The organism is Actinotalea ferrariae CF5-4, assembly GCF_000603945.1.
Taxonomy (GTDB): Bacteria; Actinomycetota; Actinomycetes; order Actinomycetales; family Cellulomonadaceae; genus Actinotalea; species Actinotalea ferrariae.
Window position 1 is genome coordinate 1 of record NZ_AXCW01000074.1, and the last position, 10,280, is coordinate 10,280.

At 75.0% G+C, this 10,280-nt stretch carries 12 protein-coding genes; 6 read left to right on the forward strand and 6 right to left on the reverse strand.

All coding sequences use genetic code 11. From position 1 onward, the window contains the following. Positions 1-649, reverse strand: a 649-nt coding sequence (locus tag N866_RS08595; protein ID WP_245612455.1) for an NYN domain-containing protein, incomplete at its 3' end; no start/stop codon positions are given. A gap of 173 nt (positions 650-822) precedes the next feature. On the opposite strand from N866_RS08595, the gene N866_RS08600 reads away from it, so the two are divergent. Further along, positions 823-1,248: a pyridoxamine 5'-phosphate oxidase family protein gene (locus N866_RS08600; protein ID WP_034225314.1), complete on the forward strand. Its 426-nt coding sequence runs from the start codon at positions 823-825 to the stop codon at positions 1,246-1,248. An 11-nt stretch (positions 1,249-1,259) separates the two neighbouring features. Next, positions 1,260-2,048: a hypothetical protein gene (locus tag N866_RS08605; protein WP_216699406.1), complete on the forward strand. Its 789-nt coding sequence runs from the start codon at positions 1,260-1,262 to the stop codon at positions 2,046-2,048. A 167-nt stretch (positions 2,049-2,215) separates the two neighbouring features. Here the strand turns inward: N866_RS08605 and N866_RS08610 are convergent, their stop codons facing one another. From N866_RS08610 to N866_RS08620, 3 genes are all read right to left on the reverse strand, one after another. Then, positions 2,216-3,271: a zinc-dependent alcohol dehydrogenase family protein gene (locus N866_RS08610; protein ID WP_034225316.1), complete on the reverse strand. Its 1,056-nt coding sequence runs from the start codon at positions 3,269-3,271 to the stop codon at positions 2,216-2,218. 195 nt (positions 3,272-3,466) lie between these two features. Then, on the reverse strand, positions 3,467-3,829 hold the full coding sequence (locus N866_RS08615; RefSeq protein WP_155855265.1) for a hypothetical protein: 363 nt from the start codon (positions 3,827-3,829) through the stop codon (positions 3,467-3,469). An 81-nt stretch (positions 3,830-3,910) separates the two neighbouring features. After that, complete coding sequence (locus tag N866_RS08620; RefSeq protein WP_034225318.1) at positions 3,911-4,837, reverse strand: Ppx/GppA phosphatase family protein; 927 nt, start codon at positions 4,835-4,837, stop codon at positions 3,911-3,913. Between the two features lie 17 nt (positions 4,838-4,854). On the opposite strand from N866_RS08620, the gene N866_RS08625 reads away from it, so the two are divergent. The 3 genes from N866_RS08625 to N866_RS08635 all read left to right on the forward strand — a co-directional run bounded on the left by N866_RS08625 (position 4,855) and on the right by N866_RS08635 (position 7,766). Next, on the forward strand, positions 4,855-6,141 hold the full coding sequence (locus tag N866_RS08625) for a putative sulfate/molybdate transporter (RefSeq protein ID WP_052022652.1): 1,287 nt from the start codon (positions 4,855-4,857) through the stop codon (positions 6,139-6,141). 83 nt (positions 6,142-6,224) lie between these two features. Further along, complete coding sequence (locus N866_RS08630; protein ID WP_034225335.1) at positions 6,225-6,821, forward strand: NUDIX hydrolase; 597 nt, start codon at positions 6,225-6,227, stop codon at positions 6,819-6,821. Between the two features lie 171 nt (positions 6,822-6,992). Further along, entirely contained in the window at positions 6,993-7,766 is a 774-nt protein-coding gene (locus N866_RS08635; RefSeq protein ID WP_034225320.1) for an SDR family oxidoreductase, read from the forward strand. Positions 7,767-7,953: 187 nt separating this feature from the next. Here N866_RS08635 and N866_RS08640 read toward each other — a convergent pair whose 3' ends face one another. Continuing rightward, the gene (locus N866_RS08640) at positions 7,954-8,412 is read right to left on the reverse strand and encodes a GyrI-like domain-containing protein (RefSeq protein WP_052022656.1); all 459 of its coding nucleotides are present in this window, start codon (positions 8,410-8,412) and stop codon (positions 7,954-7,956) included. Positions 8,413-8,619: 207 nt separating this feature from the next. Here N866_RS08640 and N866_RS08645 point away from each other — a divergent pair, with 207 nt between their 5' ends. Continuing rightward, complete coding sequence (locus N866_RS08645) at positions 8,620-8,952, forward strand: hypothetical protein (protein ID WP_034225322.1); 333 nt, start codon at positions 8,620-8,622, stop codon at positions 8,950-8,952. Between the two features lie 55 nt (positions 8,953-9,007). On the opposite strand, the gene N866_RS08650 is transcribed toward N866_RS08645, so the two are convergent. Beyond that, positions 9,008-10,280, reverse strand: a 1,273-nt coding sequence (locus tag N866_RS08650) for a DUF4921 family protein (protein WP_034225324.1), incomplete at its 5' end; no start/stop codon positions are given.

Here is a 10,280-nt window from a genome sequence, read left to right on the forward strand (position 1 = left end):
CGGGGGCGGTCGTGGTGGCCCCCCCTGCGCCGGCCGCCGCGGGGACCTCCGGGGCGGCGGGCGGCACGGGGGCCGAGACGATGGTCGCGGCCGTCTCCGCGAGCCGCTCGGGCGTCGGCGGCAGCACGAGCTCCGTCAGGGCGTCGGCCGTGATGACCGTGTCCGCGACCGCCCGGTACGCGCTCGCCGCGGGGCTGGCCGTGATGATCGTGACGCGCCGGTCCGCCGCCCGGAAGCGGTGCACGAGCGGGGTGAAGTCCGCGTCCGCGGAGACGATGACGAACTCGTCGTAGTAGGTGTCGGCCGCGAGCGCGTCGACGGCGTCGAGGACGAGGTTGATGTCCGCGCTGCTCTTGCCCTGCTGGGTCAGCGACGGGCAGTCCACGACGCTGAAGCCCGCCCGGGTGAAGTTGGGGCGGAACTGCGAGAACACCGACGGGTTGAGGTAGCACGCCCGGACGAGGAACCGGCGCGAGAACTCGCCGTCGTCGTCCGTGCCGCTCTCCAGCCCGGACAGCCAGTGGCCCGGGTGCGTCGCGAACGCCTCCGCCGCCACCGGGTCCAGGCGCCGGAGCCCGATGTAGACGTTGTCGAAGTCGACGAAGAGGGCGCAGCGCAGGCGGCGGGGGACGGCATCCGTGGTGGTCACGCCCCCCATCGTGGTGCACCCGCCGATCACGGACCACCGCCGCCCCGGGGACGGGGCCGCGGGCCGCCGTCGCGTCGTACCGCCCCGGTCCGCGCGGCGCACCCGACGGAGGTCTCGCGCCGCGGCGCCCTCCGCCCCCTACCGTGGGGAGGACCGACCTGGGAGGTGGCGTGATGGATCCGACGGAGAAGGTGCAACCCCTCACCGACGCGGAGTCGTGGGAGGTCCTGCGGGGCCAGGCCCTCGGCCGCCTCGCCTACCAGGTCGCCGGCGAGGTCTTCATCGTCCCGGTGAACTTCGTGGTCGACGGCGACCGCGTCGTCTTCCGCACGGCCGAGGGCAACAAGCTCTTCGGCACCACGGTCAACCACCGCGTGGCGTTCGAGGTGGACGACGTCGAGGCCGACCACGCCGTGAGCGTCGTCGCGCGCGGGCTGACCCGGCACCTCACCGGCGCCGCGGCGGAGGAGGCCGAGGGCCTCCCCCTGCACCCGTGGGTGGGGACCGAGAAGCACGAGTTCGTGGCGATCACCGTCGAGGAGCTGACCGGCCGGCGCTTCCGCGTCGACCTGCCCGGCTCCGACGAGCCGAGCATCTGAGCGCCCGGCCCGTGGGGACGACCACCGCGGCCGACGACGCCGCGGTGCGTCGCCTGCTGCGCCGCCTCGAGGAGATCGCGGGCTCCCTCGCCACCGACGGGCGTGGTCTCGCCCTGCTGGGCCTCGGCTCGGTGGGCGTCGAGCGCGACCGCCTCGACCGGTGGTCCGACCTGGACTTCTTCGCCGTCGTCGAGCCGGGTGCGAAGGCCGCGATGCTCGAGGACCTCACCTGGCTGACGGCGATCGCACCGGTGGACCACGCCTTCCGGAACACCCCGGACGGGTACAAGCTCCTCTACGCCGACGGCGTCTTCTGCGAGTTCGCGGTCTTCGAGCCGCAGGAGCTGCCGGGCATCCCCTTCACGCCCGGGCACGTCGTCTGGGCGCGCGACGACGTGGACCGCTCGCTGCTCCACCCGTCGCGGCCGGCCCCGGCCCCCGCACCCGCCGACGTGGCGTGGTCCACCGGCGAGGCGCTGACGAACCTGTACGTCGGTCTGGGTCGGTACCACCGGGGGGAGCGCCTCGCCGCCGCCCGGCTCGTCCAGCAGCACGCCGTCGACCGAGTGCTGGAGATCGCCGCCACGCTCGAGCCGCCGATGACGGCGCCCGCGGACCCGTTCGCACCGGAGCGTCGCGCCGAGCAGCGGCTGCCGCTGGCCGCCGAGCACCTCGCGTCGTTCGTGCAGGGCTACGAGCGGACCCCGCAGTCGGCCCGGGCGATCCTCGCCTGGCTCGACGACCACGTGGACGTGCCCCCCGCGCTGCGGTCGGCCGTGCTCGCCCTCTGCGCCGACTGACCCTCCCGGCCAGCAGGCTCCCGGGGCAGGCTGCACACCGCCGAGCAGCGCCGACCCGCGCCGAGCACTGCCGACCTGCGCCGAGCACCCCGGGCACGGCGCGGTCCGGTCGCCCTCCCCCCGAAGGACGACCGGACCGTGGTCGGTGCGCCGGGACGCGTGCGGCCTCAGTGGCCGATCGCGACCTTGAGCGCCTTGGTCGCGGCCGCGTCGCCGAACGTCGCGTACGCGTCGAGGACCTGGTCGAACCCGAACCGGTGCGTGACGAACGCCTCGACGGGCAGCTTCTCCTGCTTCACGAGCTTGAGGAGCATCGCCAGCGTGGTCGTGTTCACCAGGCCGGTCGTGATCGTGAGGTTGGCGATCCAGAGGTCCTGGAGCGGCAGCTCCACCGGGTGGCCGTGCACACCCACGTTGGCCACGTGCCCGCCGGGGCGCACCATGTCGGTGCACATCCGGAAGGTCGCGGGGATGCCCACGGCCTCGACGGCGACGTCGACGCCGTAGCCGTCCGTCAGCGCCAGCACTTGGTCCTTCCAGTCCGCCGCCCCCGCGCTCACGCCGTGCGTCGCGCCGACGCTCCGCGCCTTCTCGATCCGGTTCTCGTCCAGGTCGATGGCGATGACCTGGGCCGCGCCGTAGAGGCCGGCGGTCGCCATGACCGCGAGGCCGACCGGCCCGGCGCCGACGACGGCGACGGTGTCGCCCGGCTTCACGGCGCCGTACTGCACGCCCATCTCGAAGCCCGTCGGGAGGATGTCGGAGAGCAGGATCGCGGCCTCGTCGGGCACGCCCTCGGGCAGCGCGTAGAGCGAGCTGTCGGCGAAGGGGATCCGCACGAGCTCGGCCTGCGTGCCGTCGATGAGGTGGCCGAGGATCCAGCCGAGCCCCGAGGTGCCCTCGTCGGCGAGGCAGTGCGAGGGGTTGCCGCTGCGGCAGTACACGCAGACGCGGCACGAGGAGATGCACGCGATGATCACGCGGTCGCCGACCTTGTGGTTCTGCACCGACGCGCCGACCTCGACGATGGTCCCGACGCCCTCGTGCCCGAGGATCCGGCCCTCGGCCACGCTCGGGACGTCCCCCTTGAGGATGTGCAGGTCGGTGCCGCAGATGGTCGTCGTGTCGACCTTCACCACGGCGTCGGTCGGAGCCTTGATGTGCGGGTCCGGGACGTCCTCCCAGGCCTTCGAGCCCGGGCCGTGGTAGACGAGAGCCTTCATGGTGACCTCCAGTCGCCGTCGACCGCAGAGGGCGGGGTCTCCACCCCTGTCCCCCAGGGAACGCCCGGGGGCACCCGCCGCGTGAGGGACGAACGTCCTCGGATCGCCGGACGGGGGTCGGCTAGAAGGGTTCGGCCAGGAGGGGTCGGCCACGTGCCTGTCCCGCTGCAGTCGGGCGAGGACGACGGCTTCTCGTCAGGGTCCGGCGGGACGGCTCACCGGGTGACCGGCCGGCGGGGGTGGCCAGGCCCACGTCAGCAGTGCGGCGACGAGGAGCAGCGCTCCGGGCAGTGCGAAGTACGAGCCCGTGCCCAGTCCGGTGAGGAGGAACCACACCACCACGACCACGGCAGCGACGGTCGTCGCCGGCCGCGCCGGCCTCCCGCGGGCGGTCAGGGCCAGCATGGGTGTGACCGCAAGCACGGGGACGCCCGCCAGCGCCCAGACGAAGGCACCTGCGTCACGCCACGAGACGACCGCGACCACCGCGGCGACGACGAGCGTCGCCGCACCCGCGAGCACGCGGGAGGCCGCGGCGATCCGACTCCTGGCCGTCATGCCAGCAAGACTCTCACCGTACCCGCGTCACCGCCCCGGGGTGCGCGACGACACGTCCGGTCCTGCAGCAGGCTGCGCCCGCTACGCCAGCCGGTCGAGGTACCGCAGGATGAGGCCCTCGCGCAGCGCCCAGGGGGACACCTCGAGCTCGCGCACGCCGAAGGCCCGCATCGCCTCGGCGAGCACGATGCCGCCGGCGACGATCTGGAAGGTCCGGTCCTGGGTGATCCCGGGCAGGGCCGGGCGTGCCTCGGCCGGCATCTTGGCCAGCCGCGGCACCCAGTCCTCGAGCTGGTCCAGGGTGAGCAGCCGGCGGTCCTGCGCGCCGACGCCGTCCGCCACCGAGCCGGCCAGGCGGGCCAGCGACCGGATGGTCTTGGAGGACCCGACGACGTGCTCCGGGTCGGGCGTCCCGGAGAACGCCTTGACGGCCTTCTTGAGCACCGCGGTGGCGTGCTCGCGCAGCTCGTTCATCTGCTTCGCCGTCGGCGGGTCGTCGTGCAGGTAGCCGATCGTGGAGCGGCCGGCCCCGAGCGGGACCGAGACCGCCACGTCGGGCTCCTCCTCGCCTCCCGCCGCGAGCTCGAGGGACCCGCCGCCGATGTCCAGGAGGAGGACCTCGCCGGCGGACCAGCCGTACCACCGACGCACGGCGAGGAAGGTGATGCGGGCCTCGTCGTCGCCGGAGAGCACCTGCAGCCGCACCCCGGTCTCGGACTCGACGAGGTCCAGGACCTCCTCCCCGTTGGGGGCCTCCCGCAGGGCGGACGTCGCGAAGGGCAGGAGCTCGTCGATACCCGCGGCCTCCGCGTGGACCGCGGCGTCGCGGACCGCCGTGAGGACGGCGTCGACGCCCTCCTCGCTGATCTCGCCGGACGGGCCGAGGTACCGCATGAGTCGCAGCACGGACTTGGTCGACGACTGCGGCACCGGCGGGGCGCCGCGGTGCGCGTCGACGACGAGGAGGTGGACCGTGTTGGAACCGACGTCGAGCACACCCAGTCGCATGGACGCACGGTAGTGCCGTGTACGCTGACCGCGGCGCCGACGCCCACCTCACAGCCTGGAGAACCGTGCCCGACGACCTGCGCGCCCACCCTCGCGCCGACGGAGCGCCGACCCTCGGGGCGCCTGCCCACGACGCGCGCACCCGGGGTGACGGTCTCCTGCGGGCGCGGTTCGACGTCCGGGAGCTCGCGGGCGCGGTCGGCGACGTCGGCGTCCTGGTCCCCATCGCGGTCGCGATGGTCGTGGTCAACGGGCTGTCCGCCACGGCCGCGCTCCTGCCGGCCGGGATCCTCTACGTGGTCGCGGGCTGGTACTACCGCGTGCCGGTCCCCGTGCAGCCGCTCAAGGCGTTCGGCGCCATCGCCATCGCCGCGCAGCTCGGCCCCGACGAGATCGCGGCCGGCGCGCTCCTCATGGGCGCGGTGTTCCTCCTCCTGGGCGGCACGGGGCTCCTGGACCGGGCGGCCCGGGTGTTCCCCCTCCCGCTGGTGCGGGCGGTCCAGCTCTCCGTCGGGCTGCTGTTCCTCAAGGTCGCCGTCGGGCTCGTCACCGCCCCGCCGACGACCTTCACCGACCACACGCGTCCCGTCGCGTACCTGGTGGGAGGTGCGCTGCTCGTGGCGGTGCTCGCCGGGCTGCTGCGGCGCTACGCCGTCAGCCTGGTGCTCGTCGCGGTCGGGGTCGTCGTCGTCCTCCTCACCGGTCCCGCCCCCGGTGGCGTCGCCCTCGGACCCGCCCCCGTGGTGCTGCCCGACCTGTCCTGGTCCGTGGTCGCCGTCGCCGCGGTGACCCTCACGCTGCCGCAGGTGCCGCTGACCTTCGCGAACTCGTGCGTGGGCGCGGCGGAGGCCGCCCGCGGCTACTACGGGACGGCGGCACGCCGCGTGACACCCAACCGGCTGGCCGTCAGCCTCGGGCTGGCGAACCTCGGCGTGGGGGCGGTGAGCGGGATGCCGGTCTGCCACGGGGCGGGCGGGTTCACGGCGCACCGCGCGTTCGGGGCGCGGACCGGCGGGGCGTCGATCGCCATGGGGGCCGTCCTGATCGGCCTCGCCCTCGGGGTGGGCGCCGGACTCGGGCCGGCCCTCCAGGCGTTCCCGCTGCCCGTGCTCGCGGGTCTGCTCACGGTGGCGGGCCTCCTGCACATCACGCTGCTGCGCGACCTGCGCCGCCCGCTCGACTGGGCGTTCGCGGTGGTCGTCGGCGTCCTGGGGGTGCTCCTCAACCTCGCGGTGGCCCTCGTGCTGGGCCTCGTCGCGTGGTGGCTGGTCGCCCGGCTGACGTCGCGGCGCCGGGCCGCCTGAGCGCGGCGGACCGCCGTCCGGGCGCAGGCGCCGTCGGACGGGCACGCCCGCAGCGGGCGACCGCGGACGCCTACCCTGACGCGGTGCCGACCTCCCCCGCCGCCCTGCTCCTCGCCGACCTGCACCACTGGGTCCCGGCGGACGCGAGGCAGCGGGAGCTCGTGGCCCGCTACCGGGAGCTGGTCCGCGAGCACGGACCGGCCGCGCTGGCCCGGGACGGCGGCCCGGAGCACGTCACGGGCTCGTGCTGGGTCCTGTCCCCCGACCTGCGCCGCGTCCTGCTGTGCTTCCACCGCAAGGGCCGGTTCTGGGTGCAGACCGGGGGACACACCGAGCCCGACGACGCCTCCGTGGCCGCCACGGCGCTCCGGGAGGCCCGCGAGGAGAGCGGCATCGCGGACCTGCGCCTCGTCGGCGGGCCCGACGGCCGCGTGCTGCCCACGGACCTGGACCGGCACGAGCTGAGCGGCGCGTTCGGGCGCTGCCGGGCGCACTGGGACGTCGGCTACGTCGCGCTGGCGGCCGCCGACGCGGTCCCGTCCGTCAGCGACGAGAGCGAGCACGTCGCGTGGTTCGACGTGGACGAGCTCCCCGCCGACGGCGCGCCCGGGCTCGCCGACCGGCTCGCGACGAGCCTCGCCGAGCTGGCTGCGCGCGGAGGGCCGGCACGACGCCCGTGATCCGCCGCACCCCTGATCGGCCCGACGCAGATCCGCACCGCCCCTGATCGGCACCGCCCCTGATCGGCACCGCCCCTGACCCACGCCGCCGCCCGCGAGGACGTAGGTCCGACGACGGCGCTCCTCCGCCCGCCTAGCGTCGGGATACCGGCTGATGGCAAAGGAGCGATCATGCGCACAGTGGTGGTCACGGGATCGGCGTCCGGCATCGGCCGGGCCACGAAGGAGCTGCTCGAGTCACGCGGCGACCGTGTCGTCGGCGTGGACATCCACGACGCGGACGTCGTCGTCGACCTGACGACGGAGGAGGGGCGCGCGGACCTCGCCACCCGGGTGGGCGAGCTCACGGGCGGGCGCATCGACGCCGTCGTCGCCAATGCGGGACTCGCCACGCCCACGCCGCAGACGGTCGCCGTCAACTTCTTCGGTGCCGTCGCGACCCTCGAGGTCCTGCGTCCTCTGCTCGTCGGCTCCGACGCGCCGCGTGCCGTCGCCACCGCCTCCATGGCGAGCTTCCTGCCTGCCGACGACGAGCTCGTCGGCCTCTGCCTCGCCCGCGACGAGGCCGCGGCGCTCCAGCGGGTGAAGCAGCTCCTCGAGGTGGACCAGGGCAACCTCGTCTACTCCAGCACCAAGGCCGCGTTGTGCCGGTGGCTGCGTCGCACCGCCCCGACCCCGGAGTGGGCCGGCGCCGGGATCCCCCTCAACGCCATCGGCCCCGGGGTCGTGGAGACGCCGATGACGGCGGACCTCACCGCGACCGAGGAGCAGCGGCAGGGCCTGCTGTCCATGGTGCCCATGCCGCTCAACGGGTTCATGGGGCCCGACGTGCCGGCGCGGCTCCTCGCCTGGCTCGTCAGCGAGGAGAACACCCATCTGTGCGGGCAGGTCGTCTTCGTCGACGGCGGCTCCGACACGGTGATCCGGGGCGACGCCACCTGGTGACCCCGCGGTGACGGCACCTGGGCCCGGCCCTCGTGGTCGGGCCCAGGTGTGCAGGTAGTCCTCGGTGTGCCCCGCTGGGTGTCCGACTGCTCGACGTGCGACTGGTCGACGTGGGACTGCTCTGCGTGCGACTGCTCGGGCGCGACGGCTCGGGCGCGACGGCTCGGGCGCGAGCGGCGTCGCCGGCTCAGCTGATCGGGGTGACGACGCGCGTCCGCCAGCGGGCCGGGTCCGGCTCGCCGGCCGGTCCGTCCAGGTACTCCTCCCACATGACGTCGCGGGCGGCCAGGCCGCGCTCTGCCATCCACCGGCCGAGCTCGGCGTACGTCTGCTCGAGCGTGTCGTAGGGACCCACGTGGACGGTCACCACGGCCGCCCCCTCCGGGAGCCGCACGTCGACGAGCCCGTCGCCGGGGGCAGGGGCGTCGAGCGGCACGACGAAGCCCGCCGTCAGGTCCACGACCTCGGTCACGTCACCCCGGTACAGCGCCACCGCCGGGCCGGTCGGGGGCGCGCCCTGTGCGGCGAGCCCTCCGGCGGCGGCGCCGAAGGCGCGGTCGAAGAACTCCGTGAGGTGGTCCATCGGGACCGTCTCCTGCACCCCCACCAGACGGGCCGGTCCGAGCTCCACGCGTTCGACGTCCATGACGACTCCTCCCCCGAGGTGTGACAGGTCACCTCCCACCGAACCCCTCCGCCCGCCCCCGCGAGCGGTCCGAACGTCCCGACGTGCCGTGGGAGCAGGGGCGGCGTTCACTGGGAGCAGGTGCGGCGTCCCCGCGGCACCACCGCCGACCGCACCAGCGGTCACCGGACCGACGGTCGACGGCGACGACGAGCCCGAGGAGGAGCCATGAGCGCCGACGCCTTCGGTGACCCGGTTCGCGCGATCACGCTGGTCCGGGAGGGGATGCCGGTCGTGGACGTCCACGGCCAGAAGCTCGGCAAGGTCAAGGACGTGCGGCTGGGGGACCCCGACGCCGTCACCGGGGAGGGGCAGGAGGGCGTCCTGGACGACGACGGCCCGCCGGCCTCCGCCGCGTCCTGGCTGTCCCGCACGGGCTACGTGCGCATCCACAAGGGTCTCTTCGGCGGCGACCGGTGGGTGAGCGGCGACGACGTCGCCACGGTCGACGACGACGAGACCGTCCACCTCGCGATCGACGAGGGCGCGCTGGTCCGGTGAGCCTGCTCCGATGAGCCCGGTGCGCCGCGGCGGTGCACCGGGCGTCGGTCACGCGTCACTCGTCGCCGAGGCGCACGTCCGCGACGGCGCCGGCCGCCCGGAGCTCGCGCAGCCGCGCGACCGTGTCCGCCCGCAGGACGTGCGGGTCCACGGTCGTCACGTGGATGCCGGTCGCGCCCTCGAAGCCCGCGGCGGTCGCGTCGCGCCACTTGAGCACGACGTTCCACGGCAGTCGCTCCGGTGCGTCCGGCGGCCGGTGGTGCCACTCCTCGTTCGAGGGCATCGCGACCCCCGTCGCGGCGTGCAGGGCGTGGAGCAGGTCCGACACACCCCGGACCTGCTCGTCGTCGTGCTCCCACGGCAGTCGGTCGTCCAAGGACCAGACCTCGAGCGCGGGGTACGTGTGACCGACGCCCGCGAGCGCCACGGCGTGCTCGGTCCGCGCCACGACGAGCCCCTGCTCCTGCGCGTGCGCCAGGACGCGCCGGCGCACCACGTCCGGGTCCGCACGCAGGCGCCCCAGCACGACGTCGAGCCGCGGCCCGGGCTCGTCGACCGCGATGACCTGCTTGTGCAGGTGGTCGAACGACGCCCCGGCGGGGCGCAGCCAGTTCTGGAACGCGACGACGTAGCGGGCGTGGGGCTGCTCGTCGTACAGGGACCGCACCGCGTCCACGGTGAAGGCGACGAACCTGTGGTGCTCGTCCGGCGTCATCGTGCCCGGCCCGGCCAGCTCGTCCTCGAAGCGGGCGCCGTCCACGTAATGGCGCCGGGCGACGACGACGTCGTGGGCTCCCGCGAAGAGGTCCACCGCCCGCTCGCGCAGGACCGCCTCGGGCAGGGCCGCCCAGGCGTCGTCGTCGACCCCCTCGGCCGCGGCGCGGCGACGCAGGACGGCGAGCACGTGCTCCCGGCCCCGGGGGTCGGCCACGTACGCCGCCGCCCGGGCGCGCACCTGCGGCGGCACGACCCACCCGTGGTCGGAGCGCCAGTAGTCGACGGACAGGATCTCGAAGAGGTTCGGCACGCGGCGCAGCTCGGCGACCGTGTCCTGGAGCGCCGCGGCGGGCACGTGGTGCAGCACCTCCCCGGTCGGCAGGAGCCGGGCCTTCTCCGGTGGCGTCTCCAGCCGGCGCGCGGGGCAGAAGGCGCAGTGCCGCCCCGCGAGGGCCGGGTCGAGCGGACGGCGCGGGGCGTCCGCGCCCGCGGACGGCCGCGGTCGGTGGGCCCGGCGGGGCACCGTCCAGACCTGGGTCCCGGTGAGCGGGGAGACGTGCTTGAGGGTCCCGTCCGGGAGCCGCACCAGCGGCGGGGGGTCGCTCACCCCG